Raw genomic sequence first — 21,514 nt, 5'->3', positions numbered from 1 at the left:
GACATACTGCCGGATGATTTCCTGGTTCCGCTCCAGCGCTTCACGCGAAATATTCTCTAGGTGCTGACAAACAAGTTGTGCGCGTTTGCTCATGGCGACGCTCCTTTAACAATCGAATGCAGTTCCAAGGGAAGGCTTTCCCCATGCCGGCTCAGCCACTGCTTCGCCAACTCGGTCTCGGGGCAAAGACTTTTGACTGTCAGCCAGAACCGCGAAGAATGGTCGGGTACCGCCAAATGAACGGTCTCATGCGTTACAAGGTAGCGCAGGACGTATTCAGGCACCATGATGAGGCGCCAAGAAAAGGACAGATTGTGCAACGAAGAGCAGTTGCCCCACTTTGTCCGCTGCCCCATTACGTAGACGCGGTTCGGTGAGCGTTTGAGATTCCTTGTCACCCTGCCCAGTTCTTCGGTGACTACCAATCGGGCTTGTTTGCGGAGCCAGTTCTCAAGACTGCGAGCCACCGACGTGCGGGCGGTCTCACTGAGTTCAACCCTTAACACCTTTCCATCAAAGAATACGCGATTGGCGCCCTTTCGGCCCTGGATGGAAACGACACGCAACGGCGTAGGAACACCGCGGAACAGAAGCTCTCCATCCTTTCGGCGCATGGGTGCTCGCACGACACTCAACCGCGCTATCCTTTCGAGCTGTTCCGCGACCCATCTACGGTGTTTTACCAAGAAGGCCTCGGCATCGCTCGCGTTTTTTTCTACCGGTTGAATGATCTCGACGCCGTCCAGTCCGACGCGTATCCGGGACCGCTTGGAACTCCTCGATCCGACTAGGCGATACTCCACGCGCTTGCCGTCCAGTGTGATGCTTTGGATCACGGATCTTCTCAAGCGCCAGACCTCATGTGTCGCTCTTCGCCAGTTCCTCCACTGCGGGCACCAGAAACGCCGGGGCTTCCTCCTCCGTACCGAACCCGAGCGCCTCGTAAGCCGGGTTCCAGGATTCAGCAAGCAGCGAACGCTCAACGCGCTTCCACCCTCCGCCGGCCTTTGGATAGCTCCATCCGGCAGCAAGCAACTGATGTTTCCGGAGATGTCCCACCATTCGGCGCGCGCAATCGGCCAGGTAGTGTTCGCTCTTGCTCTTCGCGTACTCGCGCAGGACTGTAAACAGCCCATATTCCCCGGCCTGTGTCAGGTTCAGGCGCTCCGGCTCCTGCTTGGTCTTCGCCGCTTCGGCGGCGATCTCCTCATACTCGCGCAGCCGCCGCGCCGTCGCTTCGTCGCTCGCGTCCTTCCGTTCCTTCAGCTTCTTCAGTCGCTCGCCCAGCAACCGATATGTGAAACTGGGATCATCCTCCGCCAACTCCGCCGTCAGCGCCGCTTCCAGCGCCGCAGCCTTGTCGGAGGGTGAGGGCAAATCGTCGAGCCGCGCAGGGTACTCCGCGTCGATCTTGAACACGGGGAGCGCCTCCGCCATCTCCATGAAGGACGTGTTCTCCTCGATCAGCTTCCGGGTCTTCGCCGCCAGCTCGTTGTGTGTTTCCCGGCTCCCCCTCTGCCGCCGCCGCCAGGCAATAAAGATGCTGCACAGCCAGTTGTACTGATGCCGCAGGGGATAGAGGCATGGGTCCGGCGATACCGCTTCCCATAACCGTTCCAGGCTTTTGAAATTCTGCTCGAACGTCTTCGCCGCCTCCGGCGGACGGAGCCGTCGCAGAGCCGCCAGAAGATGCTCGCGCCGCGCCTCCATCGAAATCCCGTCAAACAGCTCTCGACACCGAGCCACCTCGCCGGACACCGATTCCTTCAGCGCCTTCCAGTCGATCAGCGATTCCTCGCGGACGCTCTCATCGAAGTTCAGCGCCTTCTCCAACCGGTCGAAATTCCCGAAGTAATCCACCACCACGCCCGTCCGCTTCTTCATCGAAGGCAGGGGCCGGTTCGTGCGCGCGATGGCTTGAAGCAGGTTGTGATCCCGCAACGGCTTGTCCAGATACATCACCTGTTCCACCGGTGCATCGAAGCCGGTCAGCAGACGGTTGCAGACGATCAGTATCTTCAGTGGTGGGCGCCACTCCTCCCTGGAGTCACCGTGCAGTTCCTTGTTCTTCTCTTCCCACTCCGTGGGCGTCAGCTTGAACCACTCGATCAGATCGTCCTGTTTTGCTTTCGGATACTCGAAACGCCGGACATCCTCGTCGGCCGTGTTCTGTGCCGATGAAACGATCACGTCCGCCCACTCCGGCGGCAGACCGCGTACCCGCAGCTTTTCGTCCAGTTTGTCTTTGTAAATCGCACAAGCCTTGCGGTCCACGGCCACAAGCTGGGCTTTGAACCCGTCCGGGTCCGGATAGGCCAGGAAATGTTCGATCATCTTTTCCAGAACGATCTCCACGCGGTCAGGATGGCGGGCCAATTCCTTCCACTTGGATTTCTGCCGCTGGATGTTGTCCTTCGCTTCCTCGTCCTCGACCTCCATCTCCTCGCAGATTTGCTCGTATCCGATATTCAGAGCCTGTTCGTCCACGTTGAACGGCACCTTGTCCCGCACATAGTGAACCTCCAGCGTCGCGCCGTCTTTGATCGCGCGGCGGATACCGTAGTAGCTCAGGTATCGCTCCTGCTCGCCTTCGATCATTGGACCGAAATCACGGTGCGTATTCTGCATCGTCTTGTCGATCGGCGTCCCGGTGAAGCCGAAGCGGAACGCGTTACGCAGCTTCGCCCGCATCGTCATCGCATAGCTTTCGCCGCTCATGCACTCCTCGCGCTCTTCTGTGTGCGATGGCATTCGTCCACGAGACAGATGATGTCGTCACGATCAATCGGCTCAAGATCGTCCATTTTCTGGAACGACTGGATCGTTGTCACCAGCGTTCCCCGCCATCCAGCGCGCAGCTTCTTTTTCAAGTCATCCACCCCCAGAGCCTTTTCGATGTTCGGGTAATCGCACGCAATGAAGTCGTCGCCCACCTGGGTCTTCAGATCGCGCCGGTCCACCATGATCAGCACTGTCGGATTCTCCAGCGCCGGATGCCGCCGCAGTTTATACCCCGTATAGACCATCGTCAGCGTCTTACCCGAGCCCTGCGTATGCCAGATAAGCCCGGTACGCTCCTGGGGCTCCACATCCTTGCCGTATAGCGCCAGCACACGGTCCACGATATCGTTCACCGCCTCGAACTGCTGATACCGCGCGATCTTCTTCGTGGTCTTGCCCCGCTTCGTCTCGAACACCACGAAATGCCGGAGAAAGTCCAGCACATGACAGGGCTTAAGCCGCAGCAGCCCTTTGACCGGAACTTCCAGAGGGTCGTCGGCGTCGTCCGCTCCTGGCTCGTTCCAGTATCCCTTCTTCTCGGGATACAGACTAAGCCACCGCCCCCATACGTCCATGTGGCGTTCGATTTCCTCCTTCTCGGCCTCGTGAAAGAGCACCGTCCCGTACCGGAATTCGTCCTCGTCGACGGCGACGCAGAAGACATTGGAGGCCAGAATCAGAGGCGCCTGCCGCTGGTAGCGGTGGAGCTGAAGCACCGCCTCGCGCCAGTCCTTGCCGCTCGCGATGTAGCTCTTGTACTCGCCGATCACCAGGGGCATGCCGTTCACCAGCAGTACCGTATCCTCCCGGCACTGCTTCACGCCCTGAACGCGGTACTGATTCGTCGCCGTGTAATCGTTGATGTCCTGCTTGTTCGGATCGAATTCGATGAAGTTCACCGTCGTCGCATCCGCCCCCGGAGTCAATTGCAGCGTCACGCCATCCCGTAACAGTTCCAACGTCCTGCTGTTCGCCGTCAACTTATCCGGCAGAACCATCGCCCTCCGCAGCGCCGCCACCGCCATCATCGCCTGTGCGTCCGTGTTCACGCCCGGATTGATCGCCTTCAGTTTGTCCACCAGGATACGCTCGACGAGCGGGTCCTCCAGCGGCCGGCCGTAGGCAGCCATCGCTGTCTCGCTCCGGTACGTCCATCCAAGACCGCCCACCAGACCCGCGCGACCGGCATCGTAGGCCTCATAATTGTCCCCGCAGAGCCAATTAAGGATCGGCCGCTCTACCATATCGTACTCACTCATGAGACCTTGGCTTCCTTTTCCATGCGTTTCAGCCGATCGGCCAGGTCGTGCGGCACGGTGAAGATAATCTTCTTGCCTCGCTTTTTCTGTTCCAGCACCCCGCGCGCCCTCAGGTCGAGCAAATCGGTCCGTGCGGTCTGATACACCACATTATTGCTCTTGCCGTGACTCCTGATGGTGTACTCCTGATAGGGGTGTTTCAACGCATGCCGGATCAGATCCGCCTGTCGGTGGTTGAAGAGATCCAGAGCCCGGACGCGCGCCTCCACTTCCCTCACTTCCACGGTCTTCTGATCTATATACGTGTGCAGCCCCTCGATGGCCCGGCGTATCACCTTCGCCTGCGCCACGATGAAATAGGTCAAATCGTTATCGTCGGTCTCGCTGTGCAGGAACGACAATCCGTACCGGACCGGCGCTTTCTTCAGAATGCTCGAGATCGAAATGAACTCGAATAGCCAGTAGCCCGCGTGCAACATGCTCCAGTAGAACAAGGCCCGCGCCGTACGACCGTTGCCGTCCACAAACGGGTGATCGTACGCCAGCCAGAAATGCAGCAGGATTGCCCGCACCGCCGGATGGACGAAGAACCCCGGGGTCTTGCCGTTGGCAAAATCGCACATGGCCCGCAAGCGTTCATCCAACTGGCTGGCATCCGGAGGATCATGGAAGATTTCGCCGAAGTCGTCGCCCACGATGCGCTTCTCGTCCGGCCTGCGGAACCGGCCGGCCGCCGTCGGATCGTCAAGGGTCTCCTCGGTCACAAGCCGATGGATCGTGAACACCAGCTCCGGAGAAAGGGTCTCTCCTTTCAGTTCAACGATTCGCTGCATGGTCAGGTAGTTGTTCAGAATCATGCGCTCGCTGATGTCCCGCGGACGACGGCCCGTTCGGATCATCTCTTTGGCCACTTCACGGGTGGTTGCCGCGCCTTCGAGCTGGCTGGACGTGATCGCTTCCTCGATCAGCGAGCGGATAAGGTACTTGTCGCGCGTCTGCGGATTCGTAATGGGCTCCGGAATGCCGATGGACCGCCCGGCGCCCACGTCAATATCGTGCAGCTCCGCCTGCACCAAGTCGGGCACGCCAAACCGGAAGGGTTTGCCGGCCTTGTCGAGCAGCGGGAGCGGCTTCAGGAGCCCTTGACGGCACAGCTTGATCCCCAGCCACCATTCCTCGGCAGTTAGCCCTTCCGGTGGCGTCAAATGCCTCAGCTTGTCCCAGTGCAGGTAGTCGTCCGCCGGTTCGACAGCGACCCGTAGAATCTCATCGAACCTATTCGTTTCCAGGTACTTGCTGATCAACGCCACCATCGCTGGCGGTCTCTGTGGGGTCTTCATAATGTCAACCATGTACTAATATCTACCAGATTAGTAATTGTCGCACAACTACTGAATTGACTATCGTTAGTAGCACCCTGACACATGGCTTCGGCCTCATGCCGCACCCCCGATCCTGGTCGCGTCCACGCGCACACGGCCGCTCAGCAAGTCATCCATGAGCGCACGCTTGAGGTCGCGCAGGGCCGCTTCCTTGCTCGCCAAGGCGGCGACCTTGGACTTCGCGGCTCCCGCAAGCCGCACTATTGCGTCTTGCTCCTCAGGAGGAACGACGGGTACAAGCATGCGTTTCAGCATTCGTTGATTGATGGTGTTTAGCCCCGAACTCGTTGCGCAACGTGCATTCCAGTACCGTTGTGCATATTGGGAGTTCAGCCAGAGACAACCGAACGCCGCCGATACATCGCCATGCGTTCGCAGTCGGAACAGATGATTTTGAAACGTCATTCCCACAGCCTCTTCGGCCACGCACGCGCAGCGCCCGATCTGCATCCTGTCCGCGTGTCCTTCGACAACGAGAAGGTCGTTCAACTCCAGCTTGCGGGGCTCGAACTCAGCGTCACCCGCATCGAGTTCATGAACGTCATCCAAGCTGACGGCATCTCGCTGGACATTTGCCACTCGCAGATAAGGTCGCTTTCGACCCCCATTCCGACGTTCTGCGTTCAGCGTGAACCCGTTCTGAAAGTCGAATTCATCGGCGACGGAACTCAACCTCCATGCCGATGGCAGCGATCCCGCCGCGGTTCGCACGAAAGAAGCAGGCTCAGTCTTTCGGTCTCGCGTTCGTCCGTCGCAGCCAATCCCGCATCGAAGCAGGTTAGCAATCAACGAGCGACCGACCACCCACGCCCGCTCCGCCGCCATCCGCGTCCGCTCAATCGCCGTGTCCACCGCATCCAGAATCCGCACAATCGCTGCCTGCTCGTCGACTGTTGGCGGCAATCCAATAGGCAGGCGCAACAGAAGATCCTGATCCAAGTGCGGGATTGCGGTGCCCGTAGTGGTCGAGTTGAGGTACTGAAACAACGACGCCAGAAGATGGTATAGGAAACTCGCGTCAACTCCGTTGCGGGCCCGAAACCCCAGGAGCGTCGACCCCACGACGCCAGCAACGCCTCGAACTGCGAAACCAGATTTAGACCCGTCGGCAATGACAACGGTGTCTGTCTCGGTGACGGAGGGTAGATGCGTGTCCTCGGTAAAAACATGCGAACCTCCACGAAGTCCTTCCATGAGTAAGTAAGGGCGGGACCGGGCGGTTGGCTTCTCAGTCGTTGTAGTCGGAAGTTTGCCTTTGAAACTAGCCGCCAGCGCTCCCACTGCCGAAACACGCCAGCTCAGGGGCGGCTTCGCGCGGAAGGAAGCCCAGTAGATGGGATGTGCGCCGAGCGGTCGTTGGCGGTGCCTATTCTCCATAGCCCGCCGCCCTCAACAGCTTCCCCAACGCGACTTCCGCGTCCCTCACGCCCTTTTCCGACGCCGCCAGAGCCTTGAGCGCATCCTTGACCTCAATTCGCGGCTCCGGCTCGAACGTATCTACGTATCGAGGGATGTTCAGGTTGAACTCGTTCTCCTCGATTTCGTTGGGGCCCACGACGCGCACGTGTTTGAGCAACTCGTCGGGGTCGGCATAGAGCGCCTCCAACTCTTCCCCGACCGTCGCGACATCCCGGCGGTCGCTCTCCGCGCGCCGCCGACTCTCGGTAATCTTCTCGTCGCGCTCGGACAGTTTGGCCACGAGCTTCTCGCGCTGTTTCTCCAGTTTCGCGAGGCTCGATGCAAGAACGGTCGGGACGGAGCCCGACCCTCCAATGGAGGGACGACCTTCGTGTCGTCCTTGTCCGGTCTCAATGGCCTCATCGACTTTCGCCAACCTGTCCGCGTACTCCTGATACTCGGCTATGATCCGCCCGACCTCGTCCTCTTCCCGCAGGTCGATCTGCTTGCGGATACGCGCGCCATGCTCCTCAACCAGCTTGCCGACTTTCGCGGCATCGCCGTAGGCGTGGTAATGCACCAGGATGCGCATCACGTCCTGGGGTCGCAGCTCGTTCTGCGCCGAAAGCTCCCGGTAGTGCTGGGCGGCATAGACAAGCAGCAACTGGTCGCGCCGCGCTTTCGGCCGCTTCTTGCGAAGGATCACAAGGCACGCCGGCACCCCGGCGCCGTAGAAGACGTTGAGGGGCAGGGAAATCACGGCATCGACGACGCGGCTTTGCAGGAGCGCGTGCCGGATCAGATGCTCGTCGTCGGCCTTGCGCCGCTTGATCTTCGGGTTGCCGTCCTTGTGGAACTCGCCGGTCTCTTCCTCAACTTCCGGCTGCCCGCGGAACAGCACGCCCTGGGGACACACGATCCCGGCCCGGCCGTCATCCGTGAGCGAGGCAAGGATGTGCAGGATGAAGGCATAGTCCCCATACCCCGCCGGCGGCGCGGCAAACGATGTCCCGCGCCCGAACCGCCCGTAAGGATCCTTAAAGCCTTCCTTGCCGAAGATCTCCTTCTTTAGCTTGTCCTTCTTCTTCTTGTCGTCCGTCTGCTGTTCGGGCTTCACCCACCAGAACTCATCGGAAAAGGGGAAATTGGCAAGCACCAGCGAGAATTTCCGAACCTGGCCGCCATCCACAAACTGGGGATCGGTGATCGTGCTGGCCCCCGCCTTGATCTCCGCCTCCAACCCGTGCAGCACGGAGTTGATCTTGCCGATGGCCGCGTTGCCCCAGTTCATTTCCTGGGCAAAGTACTGCGCAGCCGTCGCAAAGTGCCCGTGTTCCCGGAGGTAGTCCGCCGAATGCACGAGCATCCCGCCGCTTCCCGCGGTCGGGTCATAGATCGTGTCGCCCGGTTTCGGCTCCAGCATCCGCACCAGGGCATCCACGACTTCCGGCGGGGTGAAGAACTCGCCGGCCTTTGCTCCGGCATCATCGGCAAACTGCTTGATCAGGTACTCGTACGCCCGCCCGAGAATGTCCGCTGGAACGCTCGAGTTTGATAGATCGTGTTCATCGAAATGCTGAATCAGAGCATGCACGACCTCGTTCGGGATCAGCGGCCGCCCGGACCCATCCGGCGCCGGCTGGTTCCAGTCCACCGTAAAGACCCCGCGCAGTTCCTCATTCGCCGCCGCCACGGCGCGCATGGCCTTGGTGAGCACCTCGCCAAGGTTCGTCGAAGCGGACTGCACATCGCCCCAACGTGACCCTTCCGGAATGCTAAAGCGGTGTTCGCCGCGCCGCCGGAACAGGGCCCGCTCCTTCTCGCTGAACATACGGCCCTGCTGTTTCTCCAACTCGGCAATCGCCTCGTCGGCCTCGCACTCCCACTGATCGCATAGCCGCTTGTAGAACATCAGTGACAGGATGTAGTTCTTGTAGTCCTGCCCGGCCGTCTTCCCTCGCAGGATGTTCGCCGCACCCCACAGATGCGCCTCAAGCTGTTGTTGCGTCAACCTCATGGCAGGATGCGCTCCTCAATAAGACTCTGAATCTTCTTCGTATTGAAACCCCCAAGCATGTCCGTATCTGTGCATCGTCTTGGATAGACTCTACTGGCTGGCACTTGATCCTGCGATTTCTCCTTTTCGCGCTCGAAAGAAACGGGAGCCTAACAGCGGCTAGGCGGATGGGCGAGAGAAAAGCCGGTTGATATAATCAGGATTGATGAACAAGCGCTTTGAGCGCCTGAATATCACGCCACGCGTTCTCTCGCTTGGAATTTGTGACAATGTCGGCGATCTGCTCATCTCGGGTCTTTTCGCCATTGGTCAACATCCTGGGCATGGCGGCCTGAATCGCCTTTCGGAAGTCCTCGCGGCCGGGCTTGAAGTAGTGCTTCAGGACCACGTCGGTGGTCGTGTGGCCGGAGACGCGGCGGACCAGTTCCATGGGCAGGCCGGCGGACAGGGCAAGGGTGATCCATGTGGTTCGGAAGCTGTGCCAGCCGCGGACGCTGGCCTTCTTCAGCCGGCCGACATCGCTATCGGCGTGGATGGAGCCACGGAACACGGCAGGAAGAACTCGGGTCTGTGCGCGGCGTATAACTTGCGCGGCGATCAGCTTCTCAATGGCACGCAGGTTGCCGGAGACGGTCCCCTTGCTGACACGAAGATCCTTGCTAATCTCGGCGGTGACCTTGCCATCCATATAAGCCGAGAATACCTTCCGCATGTTCTCGCGGCGATGGCGCATGACTTTGGCGGAATTGATCGCCTCCAGGCCGCGGCGGAGCGTTTCCTTCGGTGGCAGCACCGGCAGTATCTCGCCTGGGGACCGTCGTATCCGATCGGCAAGGTCGCCATCCACGAAGCCGGCCTTGGCGAGGATGAGCTTCAACTTCCGGTCGGGTGCATCGGAGCTTTTCTTGTAGAGCGCGGCGATCTGCGGGAAGACGTATTCCCCCCTGGTGTGGGGAATGAGACGGAGAACGTCATGCAGAATCGGCAGAACGGGGATCTCGACGCGCTCGCCGGTCTTGCCGGTCTTCACCGTGATGAATCCATTCTTAAGGTCAACGTCCTTCCAGCGTAGAAGGCAGCAATCGCCCTTCCGCATAGCGGTACAGAGGGCGGTCACGATCACCGGGAAGATCTGTTCATCGTCGCGGGCTGCTTCGAGAATCGCTTGGATTTCGTCTGGCGCGAACGGCTGGCGGTGAATCGTCTCTTCTTCCTTGCCGGGCAAGTTCATCAGGTGCCGCCGGTAGGCATCTGCTTCGGGCTGAAGGTATCGGAAGACGGATCGAAGGAGAGCGAGCGTCACGTTCCACGTTCGGGCAGTAACGCCACGTTCCTCTTCGGCCTGGAGAAAATCGCGCGTCATTGGCTGAGTGATTTCGTACATCTCGGAGATGTTCGGATACTTGTCCTTCATGAAAGACACGAAACGCCGGAGGATGGCCTTGCAGGTCTTGGCGCGAGTGGCGGACGGCTTTCGTCGACGGGGTATGCGTTCCCAGGCGGTGGGAAGATCGGCGATCTTCACGGTATCGAGGCGAGATCCCGTCTTGGCCTCGATCATGCGTTGGGTGAGTTCCTCGATGTTGTGCTTGTTTTTCAGGTCCGCCAAACGGCGATCGTGTTCAACCATTGCCTTGCCACGGGACCGCTCAAAGGCTCCGTCGCCCGTTTGAGTGATGGAAAGAGGCCGATTGCCTTGAACCTCGACCTCGAGGTTGATCAGCATGGTCTTGCCGCCGACTTGAAATCGGCCATACCACCAACGGCTTGTAGGTTTTATCTCCAGCGCCATTTAAGGTCTCCCTGCAATCATGGGCAAGAGTAGCAAAGCCCTGGCAAAGCACAAGCCAAAGTTTCACATAATCCTCACATATTTGCCATCTTTAGTAGAGTTCAGGTGATTTTAGGCGTACTAAGAAAAAAAGAAAACCGCCATTTCTGACGGTTTTCTTAACCAACCAAGGAGTCGGGGCGAGGAGATTTGAACTCCTGACCTTTTGCACCCCAACCCCATTAGCTATTATTTTGTCAATGATTATATTCTTAATTAAAACGGCCATTATCAACGCATTACATTACTGATGGGCATATTACATAAGCACGCCTGAAAAATGACTGAACACTCATGAACACCCAAAAACACAGGGGGGTAGCACAAGTTTTCGCACAAGTCGGGGGTCGAAAAATCGCTTCAGACCATCCGCCGAAACTCGAAGAGCTCAATCGGCGCGACGAGGCTCTGAATCCCAGCCGGCGCGGCCGGCGGCATCAACTCGGTGGGCATGAGCCGCGCATATCGCTGCCAGGCTTCTTCCCAGTTGCCGTAGCCCCACTTCGCGTGATGCGTCATGTTCGCATAGGCCGCCTTGGTCGGCCGCGTGGCCTCGTGCATGACCGCGACTTTGAGCGCGGGTGCCTGCAAACGGCGCAGGGCCGCGGCCCCAGCGAACTTCGGCGTGGCGGCGCTGGCCCCTGACCACAAGCGCCAGCGGCCCGTGGCGTCCGGCGAATAGACGCGATCGGCCCACATCACGCAAAGCACCCCTGCCCCATCGCCTGACCACGCGGCCGGCTTGCCGGACCGATGCGCCGCACCGATGATGCAACAGTTCTCCAGGAGCCGCTGCGGGTAGACGATGTCATCGTCCTTGTCGTTGTCGTCATCGTTGCCGGCGGCGCCGACGTCCAGAAAGCCGATCTCGGCCTGGAGCGCGGCGTAACGCTGGGCCCAGTCGGCCCATTCGACCTGCGCATAGAACTCACCGAGTGTATCGTCCAGGTCCCACTGGCCCCAGGACCGCGAGACCACGTCCGGCCGCTCCTCGCGGATCACCTCGAGGATACGCTCCTCGGAGCCGGGAATGAACCGGGCGTTCTGATCGAAGATGCGGCAGAAGATCAACTCGACCTTCTCGGTCAACTCGCCGGCCAGGATCGCCGCTTGGGCGGGCAGCGCCAGCAGCCAGCCGCAAAGCGAGCCGTGTTCGTGGCATTTTGCATCCCGCCACTTCTCGGGCGTGGGCGTGCTGCGCATTTCGATGTTGGGCAGGAGATCCCGATACGGGGCCTGGATACGCTCGCCCTGGCTGTCCACGCATAGAAGCTTCACGGGGTGCCTCCGACGTATTCCTCGCCATCGTGGTCCGGCGTCGTATCCCAGTCGTAGCCCTTCGGCGTGCCGCAGCCGGCCAGCAGGATCGCCGCCAGGATGATCGCAAGGATTTTCACCGGGCCCTCCGCGCGCGTTTGTCCGAATCCTCAACCGGAGCCGGCGTGCTGCTCTGGTTGTTGTTCACAGAGGAGTTCTCCATGAAGTACACGGGCGAGTTGTCGCCAGTCTGGATCGTGTAGGCTGTGGTGCTGTGCGTGGAGCTGCTGCTTCCACCGCTGTCCTCCAAGGCGTCGTAGACCAGATAGCCGGCTCCGAGATCGAGGACCGCCGCGAACCCGTGGATGAACGGATGCTCGGCGACCTCGTCCAGGGCGAACAGGTCCACCCCGGCCATGACCGTCTTGCCCTCGACCTCGACCCGGACCGCGTCCTGCCGCTGCAGGAGTTGGTTCGTGAGCGCCGTCGCGCAGCCGTTACAGAGCAACAGGGCGACCAGAAGGATAGATGCGGTTTTCATTGTGCCTCCGGTATTTGTTCCACTGGTACCAACCGAAAGAACGGACAGCGGCCCACATGATGCGGGCCAACAGGCGCGATACGCCGAGATAGCGCATGAGTTCGAGGAAGATGCCGTCGGCATAGGGGCGGCTGATCGGCCGCCCCTCGACGGCCCCATGCCAGTACAGCCAGTCATGCCAGAGCGCCGCGAGGCCGTAGAAGTTCCTGCCATCCCCCGCCGGCGGCATGAAGGGCCAGAGCGGCGGCGGGATCGTGGCGAAGTCGGTCGTGAACCCAGCCCGAACCGTGGACACCGGCCCCGCCCTGGTGCGATAGGAAAGATCCTCCGCCACCGCCCAGTCCCGCCCGTTGACATACCGGAACCGGAATGGGCCGCTGAACCGACCCTCCGGGTCGCGCAACTGGACTATGAAGGGTGACGGGTTCATGGTTCAATCGTTGTGGGGATCCCGGATGCACGGCCGCTGAGCCAGGTTCTCGGAAAGGTGCGTGAGGGCACCGGCAATCTTGTCCAGGCTCGCCCGGTAGTCGCTGCCCTGCCGATACATCAGGTACACGCAGAAGCAGCAGACGGCCCCCAGGACCACGGTCACCGGCCATTTGCTGACCGCCTCCAGAGCCTCGGGGGAGGCCGGAGCGGCGCTGGCCAGGGCGGCCAGGCTGCCGGCGGAGAAGGCTATGGCTTTGGAGATCATATAACCTGACGCGCGCTCATTTCGCGGGCCTCCACGGCTGCGGGTTGGGGGCATACGGGGCGGGTTCCGGCGGGCGCTTGGGTTCACTATCGGACGTCTTTTCGGCCTCCGGCAACGCCGCCCACGCCGCATGGTCAGCATCCCACCTTGCCAAGTCCTTTGCATACTCGGCTTGCTTCGCCGACGCTTCGGCCACGCGGATCGCTTCGGCTTCGGCCCACGTAGGGCCAACCTTGATTTCGGTCACGCCGCCTGTTTCGGCCGCCAGCATTAGTTCCTTGAAGCCCTCAAAGTCATTGGCTTCCCTGATCGCCGCCACCCTCAAGGCGTCGCGTTTGGTCTCGTTAACGGTCCGCATGATGCCTGTAACGGCGTCATACGTGCGCCGGACATCATTGCCTTCGGCATCGTGGGCAGAGAATTGCGTCGAGAACCCGTCCCCCCTCATGCACCATTCACTGACTACGGTGTTCGTGCCGCCGTACGTGTAGTATTGAATGACGTTGGTGACGGCGGCCGGGTGATTCGTGAGCCGCCCGCCCCACCACCAGCGATCCCCTTCTTGAGCGGCTTGCCGAATGCAGCCGCCGTTGCTTTCGACAATGAACTGATTCGTGGCCGTCGACGTGACGCGGTTGGAATCGGAATCGCCCCAGACGAAAGCCCCGGGATGGATAGCCGATGCCGCATACCCGGCGGCCATTGAATACGTGCCGGTAGCGAAGTTGGTGTACCCGCCGGGGATCATGGCGTACTCCGACGCCGTGTTGCCATAGCCCCCGCCTATGGCGGCGTAAGCTCCGATGGCCGCATTGTACCGTCCGCCCGACAGGGAGGCGTAATCTTTGCTGGAGGAATTGGCGTATCCACCGCCAATGAATGAACCACTACCGGCGGAGATAGCATTACCATAGCCCCCGCCGATGAAGTTGTAATCACCTCCTGCGCCGGCGGAGATGTAGTTATTCTGACCGCCGACAACGGCGGCATAATTGCCGGGGCCGCGAACGCTGTTCCCGAGCCCGCCCACCACGATGCTGGCCGTGGAGGTCACCCAATTCCCGCGCCCGCCGCAGATCACGGAATATGTGCCGTGCGCCACATTGGCCGCGATGGCCCGGTACATCTGCAGATCCACGGAATAGGCCCCGCGCTGCGTGCCGCCCGTTACGGTGCCATCAGGCTTGCAGAACGACACCGCATTGTTCGTGCTGACGAAAAGGCCGGCCACTTGCAGTTGGCTGTTCGAGATGCCATACAGCCATGATCCGGCAGACGTGGCCGTGCCGGCAGACTCCGACCAGTTCTTTAACGAACCGGCATTGTCATCCACATATTTCTTGGTGGCCGCATGGTTCTCGTCGGAGGGCGCCCCGACGGCAAACGGAGCGAATGAATCCCCATCCGCTGAAATAGCGCCAAATAGAGCGACCGAACCCGACAATCCGATGGACCCGATAAAATTCGTGAAGTTATTGAAAAACCGCACGTATACCGGGCTTTCATCTCCAGCATCGGACCTGATGATGTCGAGTGGGTATGGGGCCCCGGCGACATCTAGGTTGGTCAAAGGGCCGGTAAACATGTCGCCGGCAAGCTTGGCGAAGGTTGAATTTGCGTCGGTCCAGTCTACGAGGACATCGCTGTCGATATAGAGAGCACTCTTATCGTAGGTGAACTCGTGCCAGGCCCCCTCGCCCTGCAGGAACAGGGACGTGCAATACACCGCGCTCGTTTGAACCGCAGGCGCGGCAAGGTTGGTCAGGCCGGCCCCGTCGCCGAAGAAGGCTGCATTGCGAATGTCCGACCCATGGAAATCGAATCCGAAGTGCTGGTGCAGGGCCTCGCCCTCGCCGGTGTCCCATTCGCGGGCGGTAAATACCAGTGTGGTGTAAATGCCCGGCAGGGCGTCGGAATAAACGTCCCAGGAAAGGCCCGGCGAGATGAACTTGATGCCGCCCGTGGCGAAGTTGGTGGCCAGGTGGGAAAAGATCCAGCCTTCCGCCCGGAGATAGTCGGGCGCGGCATTGGTCCAGACCGGATCGATCTCCGCGAGGGAATAGATCGGATGGCTGGAGCCGGTGTCCACCCAGGCCGCGCGGGCACTATAGGAGGCCAAGAACAGGAGCAACGAGACCAACACGGGCAAAACCCGAATCGGGTGGTCCGGCTCCGTGTTGTAGCGCGGCGAAGGGGCGGCGGCGTCCTCCGCGGTGGTCGAGAAGTGCTGGTAGCCAATCTGGCGGAGGAAGATGTCCGCGCGGGTCATGCTCTCCTGGGCCTCCTCCTGGATCGAGAGACCCATTTCCATCATGAGGCCGTAGAAGATCATCGTTTCGGCGTGACGCAGGCAGCTTTCGGGGATCTTCGTGGTGTCCGCATCGAGGGTATTGGCCGGGTTGGAAATGATGTAATCGCGGACTTCGGAGACCGTGCGGGCCGTGATCTCGGCCAGGCGCCCGGCCTTGTCGGGATAGTCAACGATCCACTGGTCATATAGCGGCTTCAAGTCCGTGGGGAAGTCCGCCAGGACCTGGGCCTCGTTTAGCGCGATCCAATTCATTCCACCCTCTCAAGCAACAGGGCCGAGGCCATCATGACCTCGGCCCCGATGCCGCCATGCTCTGCGGTTTGCTTACGCCGAGATGTTCAGCCGCACCGCTGCGGCCGTGTTGGTCACCTTCACGTCCTCGGACCAGTCGAACTTGGCCACTTCCACGCGGCCGTCGTCCCGGACATAAGAGCTCGGGACCATGTAGTTGTTCATGAGCCGGAAGGTCTTCATGAACGAGGGGTCCAGCCGGGACGGCTGGGGCATCCGGGTGAACACCAGGACCGTCGAGTCCAGCAGGAAGCTGTAGTCGGCGGCCTTGCCCTCGGGCTGGGTGTCATAGACCATGTACGAGGTCCGCACCTCCGGGCTGCCGATGAAGAGCTGGTTGGCCGACTGCTCGGACGGAACCGCGAGGCCTACGCCCGTCTTGCCGCCGGAGCCCACAACGAAGCGGTTGCGGACCGCCGCGGCGTTCTTGAAGATCTTCCAGGCGGTGGCGCCAAACAGCACGCCCACGTTCATGACCGAGCCGAATGCGCAGGCCTTGATGACCTGCAGGATCGAGGTGTCCACATCGGCGACGGGGTCCGAGGAGGCATCCCACGTCTTGGCAGTGCCCGCGCCCACCGCCTCGAGCGCGGCGTCGATGACGCGCTTCTCGTGCGACAGGGCCGCGACCTGGGCGATGGCGACCGCGCCCTCGCGCAGCATGTTCATGATCCCGTCGGCCTCGAGCTGCTCCAGGTTATCCACGGGATAGTCCAGGGCGTGGGGCTCGCAGTTATAGGTGTCGTCGGACACTTCGAACTTGAGCTCGGTGGCCCGGCCGCCGAGCGCGCGCAGCGTATCGGGGATCCGGAAGCGGTTCTTCTCGGTATACTTCTTGTACCGGCCGACGCTCTTGGAGACCGGGACGGTCGGGGCGAGGAAGTCGGCAACGGGCATGACGGAGTCCTGGGCTACGCCCTGGGCGAACTCCTTCAGGACCGGGTCACTGCTGATGGAGGCGAGTCTGCTCATGGTGGTGTTCCTTTCGTGGCTTACGGGGCCTGCGTGAGGGTTTGGCCGACACCCTTGTAGATGATCAGCGTGTTCGTGACGCAGGAGGCCGTGGACTGCGGGACGCTGTACCAGACCTGCGTTACCGTGGTGCCGCCGGCGATACCGCCGGTCAACGTGGCGGCCCCGTCCACCGTGGCGGCGCCGAGAACCTTCAGGACGGCCGCGGTCGCGGTGCCGCTCACAACGTGGTTGCCGGTAATCGCGGCGTTACCGGATACGGTGGCGTTGCTCGTGATGGTCACGTTGCCGGGGAAGCTGACCGCAACGCTGTAGATGTTGGACATCACCTGCGTGCGGACGCCCTCGCGGAAGGACGCTTCGGGATCGGTCGCCAGCGCGAAGTACGCGGCGGCCACCAGGAGGACTGCGGTCAGGGTAAGGATGCGGTTCATGTTGGGTTCCTTGTGGGTTAGATGACCGTGACGAATCCGAGGCTTGCGGCGCGCATAAGGACCAACTGGCCGTCCACGCCTGAGCTCTCGGCGATGCCGAGAACGCGGTACGTACCGGCGGCCGCCGGCAGGGCCCGGACCTTGCCCTTCTTGGCGGCGGTCCCCGCCCCATCGGCCAGGACCAGCTTGTCGCCGGGGTTGCAGGTGCCGTCCAAAACGACGCGGTAGTTCTGGCCGGCCTGGATCGGGTCCACCGAGACGTTCTCCGTGTCGGCCGCCCCTTCGAGGAGCAGGTACACCGCCGCATCGTCGTTGGCGGCGGGCAGCTTCACCTCGGGCACGCCGGTGTCATGGGTCAACATGACGAGGCGGTCTTCCATGCCGGTCAGGTCTTCGCCCGCAAGGACGACAAAGCGGCCGGTCTTCACGTTGGTCTGGCTCATTGCTCGATCTCCCTTTCGGCCCTGGAGAACGCCAGGGCATACGGAATCTTCTCGGTGCTGCGGATCTGGTGGGCGCGATTGCGGATCGCCACCGCGCGGCTGATGCTGGCGGCCGGGCTCTCCTCGGCCAGCTCGGAGACGGTCCGGGCGACCACGAGCCGGTTGCGGAACAGCGGCTTCGCCTCGGGCTTGGGCTCGGCCGCGGGCGCCGGCTTGGCCTCGTCCCGGACCTTGCGCAGGCCCATGAGGATGCCGAGCGTCTCGTCCCGGTTGTGCAGGAGCGAGGACTTCCAGAACTCGCGGCTCTCGTTCGGGATCAGGTCCTCGAAATCGGCGAGGTAGCGGTTGGCGACGTCGTCTTCCAGTGCCACCGCGTCTGTCAGGAGCGCGTCGTACTTCTGCTGAAGGCCGGCGATCAGCTGGACGAGGGCCGCGATGATGTCCGTCTCGGCGGCCGTGTCGGGGAGCTTCAGCATCTGCTTCAACTGCGCCAGGTCCACCTTCTCGGGGGCCGGCGTCTCGATCGGTTGGTCTGCCATGTTCGTGTCCTTTCCCGGGCAAAAGAAAAAGGCGGCAGATGGTGGTTTGGCACCAAACTGCCGCCTTTCTCTGGGATGCCTCGCGGCGGATCAGGCCGCGCGGTTGCCCTAAAGCTCTGTGGTTAGATTCGGTCTCTCATTGTGGATATGCTTACTGCATTGGCATTGAATTGTCAAGGCTAATTATTGGCTGGGGCCGGAGATTAGCGGAGGTAAAATGAAAATGGGGAGGGTGGAGACAAGGCCAATAGACAATGATGATATGCTGCATAACACATTCGGAATCGCCGCGTTATATCGTCCTTCTCTGAAAAGGTGAGGATCACAAGAAAAGCACTCAATAACTTGTTGGCTTTAGGAAGAACTGATAATGAAAATCGGAGGAAGAACAAGACCGGTCCGACTGCTCGCATATCTGACGATTTCCATCCTCGCTTCTGCCATCGTGTTCTTCACCACTTACGAGAAGGGCCACACATCATGGATGTCTGCCGCCTTCGGTTGGCTGTGCCTCGCGTTGATACTGGCCCTCATCGTGAGCATCGCCGTCATCCCTTGCGTGAAACAGAGGAAAGAAGACAAAGATCAAAGCCAACCACCGGCTTCACCGCGTACGCGAAGCCCGGATCGGCGAAATGAACCATGATAAACTCCGGGGCGGGCATCGCGCCGGGTGAGCCGTGACGTTGGGTGTCATAGGAATGAAAAAATGAAAGCAAAGAATCAACTTACCGGAATGCAGGGCGTGTATCTTGTCGCGTCTGAACTCGCGCGACATGGATTCATCGCCTCACCGACATCCCGAAGTGCGCGTGGGGCAGACATCCTCGTGACTGATCCGGACTGCACACGGGCTTTTTCTGTCCAAGTCAAGACCAACGCCGCCAGCACCTCCTATTGGCTGCTCAGTCCGCACGCCAAAGCAATGGTATCGCCGACACACATCTACGTCTTCGTGAACCTGCGCGGAGAAGGGAAGCCCCCGGACTTCTTTGTTGTCCCCAGCAGGATCGTCGCACAGAGAATGGGTTCGGAGAAACAAGGACAGGACACCTGGTACTGGTTCATGAGAGACGACGCCAAACCGTTTCAGAACAAATGGAACATCTTCAAGAAATGAGGAAACACCCAATCGGGTGCGGCCTACGCTCGCTCCTAGCGGGGCTCGCAACGGCTGACCCGCGACGCTGGCCTCAATGACCTGAGATGAAACGAAACACGCCGAGTAAGCTGCGAGTATGGATCGGAGGGTACTTCGCAAACGACTACTCACTGACATACGACGGGCGCCGCCTCGTATACACTGCCGATGAGCACCGCGGTCCACCAACCGAGAAGCTCATCATAGCCACAAGTCAGGATTGGGACGCCTTCCGTAGCGAGATCGACGCGATCCGAATCTGGAACTGGCAACAAGCCTACGACAATTCAGACATCTGCGACGGAGTACAATGGGAAGTCAGAATGCAATGGGGAAACCGCAAATGCGGGATTGATGGGAGTAACAGTTACCCAAACGAAGATGGAACACCGTCACAAGCGACTGAACCCACAGAAACCTTCTCGCGCTTTCTCCGTGCGGTCAGTCGTCTTGCTGGCGGAAGAGCGTTTGGATGAGGGAGGCCAACAAGGTGCCCCCCCTTGCTCGAGGCTTGGATGCCGATCGAAGGCAAACACTGAAATACTACTGTTCCACCCGAAACGGCTTGAACACCTTCCCCCGCCAGTTCTTCGGCCCCTGCTTGTAAGCCTGATAGACACCCTGCCCCGCAAGGAAAGCATTCCATGAAACAGGGATGCTGGACGGCAGCTTGCCGCCTACCGTGTTGCCATAGGCCATGAGGCCGACGCCGGCCGCTTGCGACGGGCTGTAGAGCTTTTTCAGTTCCGAAGCGTCGCGGTACTTGATGGCTTTTGAAACCGTGGAGGCCGCGAACTTGCTGAACCCTGCGATGGCAGGCGTGAAGCTGTGCAACGACTTGCCGGCCATGTTGAACGGCTTCTGCTTCGCCCGCACGACCTGGAGGCGGTCCGCTTCCTTGTCGGTGATGTGTCCGGACTTCCGCGCGGCCTCGATGGTGTCGTACTGGTATTCCTGATACGCCCGCTCCGCGAGATCCTTGGTGTACTTGCCGCCGACGTAGAATCGCGTCTGCTTCTCGACAGGATTCCCAAGCGTGCCCGTGGCGAACATGGCTGCGCGCTTGAGCGGCGTGTCTGTGATGTCGGAATCCGGGTTCAGGACAAAGGGCTGGCCCTGGGCGAACGCTCGCTCCATATCCTGGCGATAGTTCTCCTTGATACCTTGCTCCACGGAATGGACCGCCGTGGCCCCGGCAGTAACGTACGCGGCGCGGGCGAGCGAGCCGATCGCATCCTTTTTGAGCCCCGCGGCCTTGGCGTCGACCTTGCCGGCCATCTTGACCAGGTGCGCGGCGGACCGCCGCGACCCCGCGAGCCCTGCCTCCGCCGCGAAGAACTTCCCGGCACCCTCCTGGTACATTCGTTCAGCCGACGGCCAGAACGCGCGGGCGCCTTTGTGCGAAGTCCCCAGAACCTCGTGGGCCTTCCACTTCATCCAGTCGTGTTGCGACTGGGCCAGCCGCGCGATCTTCTCCGCCTGCGCCCGCAACTCCGCCGCGCGGCCGGTAAGCCCCTGCGCGAGCTGGTACTTCTTCAAGGCGCGCGGCATCTCGGCGAACTGCTTGATCTCCGCGCCGGTGAACCCGGCCACGGCGTTGTACGCCTTGGCGACCCAGCCGAGCGGCGTCTTGATAACGCCCGGCGTGTGGCCGGCGACTGCAGCCTGGAACGCCTTCATCTTATCGCCGATACCACCGAAGAACTCTCCGACGCGGGACATGCCAGGGATAGCTGAAATGCCCCGACGGGCCAGCTTCAATCCGGACAGCGCGGCGATGGTATAGGCCAGGTCCTGCCCGAGCGCGAGCCAGTGCTCCTTGCGCGGGTCCATGGTGGGGTGTTTATCGCGGTAGTCGCTGATCGCGAGGCCCGCGCCCAGCGAGCCGCCGAACACGCCCAGGTTCCGCAGGAAACTCTTCAAGGCGGGCGGCATCTTCCCGGCCTTGGCCAGCCCGCCGGGGCCCATGACCACGCCGGCGAAGTACGGCGTGCCGTCGGCCAGGTACTCCGGTTCACCCCGGAACCGGGACCACAGGTGCTTATCCAGGAACGCGGAAGCCGCGGCATCCATCGCGGCCCCGGCCTCGGCCGGAGTCGGGCCGGTGTAGGTCGGGGGATGCATCGTGACGCGCGAGTCGTAGGAGCGCCCCTTCCCGCCCGAACCACCGCCGCCCCCACCCCCGCCGCGCAAGCGGGCGAACATGGCCTTGCGCTGCTC

Annotated in this window: 18 protein-coding genes; 1 reads left to right on the top strand and 17 read right to left on the bottom strand. The window is 61.0% G+C overall.

Translation table 11 applies throughout. The features are described from left to right. Window positions 1-89: 89 nt before the first annotated feature. The 16 genes from KA248_13845 to KA248_13770 form a co-directional block, all read right to left on the bottom strand. A complete protein-coding gene (locus tag KA248_13845; GenBank protein MBP7830990.1) occupies window positions 90-836 on the bottom strand; it encodes a M48 family metallopeptidase in 747 nt (248 codons plus the stop codon). Between the two features lie 22 nt (window positions 837-858). Next, window positions 859-2,718 carry a hypothetical protein gene (locus KA248_13840; GenBank protein MBP7830989.1) on the bottom strand — a complete coding sequence of 620 codons (1,860 nt, stop codon included), beginning with the start codon at window positions 2,716-2,718 and terminating at the stop codon, window positions 859-861. Beyond that, window positions 2,715-4,040, bottom strand: coding sequence for a type I restriction endonuclease subunit R (locus tag KA248_13835; protein ID MBP7830988.1), 1,326 nt, complete (start codon window positions 4,038-4,040; stop codon window positions 2,715-2,717). The genes KA248_13840 and KA248_13835 overlap by 4 nt, the downstream gene beginning before the upstream one ends. Beyond that, on the bottom strand, window positions 4,037-5,380 hold the full coding sequence (locus KA248_13830; protein ID MBP7830987.1) for a Fic family protein: 1,344 nt from the start codon (window positions 5,378-5,380) through the stop codon (window positions 4,037-4,039). The genes KA248_13835 and KA248_13830 overlap by 4 nt, the downstream gene beginning before the upstream one ends. A gap of 96 nt (window positions 5,381-5,476) precedes the next feature. Beyond that, window positions 5,477-6,703, bottom strand: a complete 1,227-nt coding sequence (locus KA248_13825; GenBank protein ID MBP7830986.1) for a restriction endonuclease subunit S — start codon at window positions 6,701-6,703, stop codon at window positions 5,477-5,479. An 85-nt stretch (window positions 6,704-6,788) separates the two neighbouring features. Continuing rightward, entirely contained in the window at window positions 6,789-8,837 is a 2,049-nt protein-coding gene (locus KA248_13820; GenBank protein MBP7830985.1) for an N-6 DNA methylase, read from the bottom strand. 196 nt (window positions 8,838-9,033) lie between these two features. Next, window positions 9,034-10,629 carry a tyrosine-type recombinase/integrase gene (locus tag KA248_13815; protein ID MBP7830984.1) on the bottom strand — a complete coding sequence of 532 codons (1,596 nt, stop codon included), beginning with the start codon at window positions 10,627-10,629 and terminating at the stop codon, window positions 9,034-9,036. 399 nt (window positions 10,630-11,028) lie between these two features. Then, on the bottom strand, window positions 11,029-11,946 hold the full coding sequence (locus KA248_13810; GenBank protein ID MBP7830983.1) for a S8/S53 family peptidase: 918 nt from the start codon (window positions 11,944-11,946) through the stop codon (window positions 11,029-11,031). Window positions 11,947-12,061: 115 nt separating this feature from the next. Continuing rightward, window positions 12,062-12,466, bottom strand: coding sequence for a hypothetical protein (locus KA248_13805; protein MBP7830982.1), 405 nt, complete (start codon window positions 12,464-12,466; stop codon window positions 12,062-12,064). Beyond that, a complete protein-coding gene (locus KA248_13800) occupies window positions 12,423-12,896 on the bottom strand; it encodes a DUF1353 domain-containing protein (protein ID MBP7830981.1) in 474 nt (157 codons plus the stop codon). Before KA248_13800 ends, KA248_13805 begins: the two co-directional genes overlap by 44 nt. Before the next feature lie 3 nt (window positions 12,897-12,899). Next, window positions 12,900-13,163 carry a hypothetical protein gene (locus tag KA248_13795; protein MBP7830980.1) on the bottom strand — a complete coding sequence of 88 codons (264 nt, stop codon included), beginning with the start codon at window positions 13,161-13,163 and terminating at the stop codon, window positions 12,900-12,902. A gap of 16 nt (window positions 13,164-13,179) precedes the next feature. Continuing rightward, entirely contained in the window at window positions 13,180-15,726 is a 2,547-nt protein-coding gene (locus tag KA248_13790; GenBank protein ID MBP7830979.1) for a hypothetical protein, read from the bottom strand. Between the two features lie 72 nt (window positions 15,727-15,798). Beyond that, complete coding sequence (locus tag KA248_13785) at window positions 15,799-16,737, bottom strand: hypothetical protein (GenBank protein MBP7830978.1); 939 nt, start codon at window positions 16,735-16,737, stop codon at window positions 15,799-15,801. A 20-nt stretch (window positions 16,738-16,757) separates the two neighbouring features. Continuing rightward, on the bottom strand, window positions 16,758-17,171 hold the full coding sequence (locus KA248_13780; protein MBP7830977.1) for a hypothetical protein: 414 nt from the start codon (window positions 17,169-17,171) through the stop codon (window positions 16,758-16,760). 17 nt (window positions 17,172-17,188) lie between these two features. After that, window positions 17,189-17,614 carry a hypothetical protein gene (locus tag KA248_13775; protein MBP7830976.1) on the bottom strand — a complete coding sequence of 142 codons (426 nt, stop codon included), beginning with the start codon at window positions 17,612-17,614 and terminating at the stop codon, window positions 17,189-17,191. Continuing rightward, window positions 17,611-18,153, bottom strand: coding sequence for a hypothetical protein (locus KA248_13770; GenBank protein MBP7830975.1), 543 nt, complete (start codon window positions 18,151-18,153; stop codon window positions 17,611-17,613). Before KA248_13770 ends, KA248_13775 begins: the two co-directional genes overlap by 4 nt. Window positions 18,154-18,862: 709 nt before the next feature. Here KA248_13770 and KA248_13765 point away from each other — a divergent pair. Further along, on the top strand, window positions 18,863-19,273 hold the full coding sequence (locus tag KA248_13765) for a hypothetical protein (GenBank protein MBP7830974.1): 411 nt from the start codon (window positions 18,863-18,865) through the stop codon (window positions 19,271-19,273). Window positions 19,274-19,837: 564 nt separating this feature from the next. On the opposite strand, the gene KA248_13760 is transcribed toward KA248_13765, so the two are convergent. Further along, window positions 19,838-21,514, bottom strand: a 1,677-nt coding sequence (locus tag KA248_13760; GenBank protein MBP7830973.1) for a hypothetical protein, incomplete at its 5' end; no start/stop codon positions are given.

Source organism: Kiritimatiellia bacterium, assembly GCA_018001225.1.
Classification (GTDB): domain Bacteria; phylum Verrucomicrobiota; class Kiritimatiellia; order CAIQIC01; family JAGNIJ01; genus JAGNIJ01.
The sequence above is the reverse complement of the archived record's forward strand: the minus strand, read 5'-3'. Positions and strand labels throughout refer to the sequence as shown.

Excerpts from the sequence above, each read along its gene's own strand:
- KA248_13770 (MBP7830975.1), bottom strand. The coding sequence starts at position 18,153 with ATGGCAGACCAACCGATCGAGACGCCGGCCCCCGAGAAGGTGGACCTG.
- KA248_13795 (MBP7830980.1), bottom strand. The coding sequence starts at position 13,163 with ATGATCTCCAAAGCCATAGCCTTCTCCGCCGGCAGCCTGGCCGCCCTG.
- KA248_13785 (MBP7830978.1), bottom strand. The coding sequence starts at position 16,737 with ATGAGCAGACTCGCCTCCATCAGCAGTGACCCGGTCCTGAAGGAGTTC.
- KA248_13780 (MBP7830977.1), bottom strand. The coding sequence starts at position 17,171 with ATGAACCGCATCCTTACCCTGACCGCAGTCCTCCTGGTGGCCGCCGCG.
- KA248_13790 (MBP7830979.1), bottom strand. The coding sequence starts at position 15,726 with ATGAATTGGATCGCGCTAAACGAGGCCCAGGTCCTGGCGGACTTCCCC.
- KA248_13775 (MBP7830976.1), bottom strand. The coding sequence starts at position 17,614 with ATGAGCCAGACCAACGTGAAGACCGGCCGCTTTGTCGTCCTTGCGGGC.
- KA248_13830 (MBP7830987.1), bottom strand. The coding sequence starts at position 5,380 with ATGAAGACCCCACAGAGACCGCCAGCGATGGTGGCGTTGATCAGCAAG.
- KA248_13765 (MBP7830974.1), top strand. The coding sequence starts at position 18,863 with ATGAAAGCAAAGAATCAACTTACCGGAATGCAGGGCGTGTATCTTGTC.
- KA248_13805 (MBP7830982.1), bottom strand. The coding sequence starts at position 12,466 with ATGAAAACCGCATCTATCCTTCTGGTCGCCCTGTTGCTCTGTAACGGC.
- KA248_13800 (MBP7830981.1), bottom strand. The coding sequence starts at position 12,896 with ATGAACCCGTCACCCTTCATAGTCCAGTTGCGCGACCCGGAGGGTCGG.
- KA248_13815 (MBP7830984.1), bottom strand. The coding sequence starts at position 10,629 with ATGGCGCTGGAGATAAAACCTACAAGCCGTTGGTGGTATGGCCGATTT.
- KA248_13820 (MBP7830985.1), bottom strand. The coding sequence starts at position 8,837 with ATGAGGTTGACGCAACAACAGCTTGAGGCGCATCTGTGGGGTGCGGCG.
- KA248_13840 (MBP7830989.1), bottom strand. The coding sequence starts at position 2,718 with ATGAGCGGCGAAAGCTATGCGATGACGATGCGGGCGAAGCTGCGTAAC.
- KA248_13835 (MBP7830988.1), bottom strand. The coding sequence starts at position 4,040 with ATGAGTGAGTACGATATGGTAGAGCGGCCGATCCTTAATTGGCTCTGC.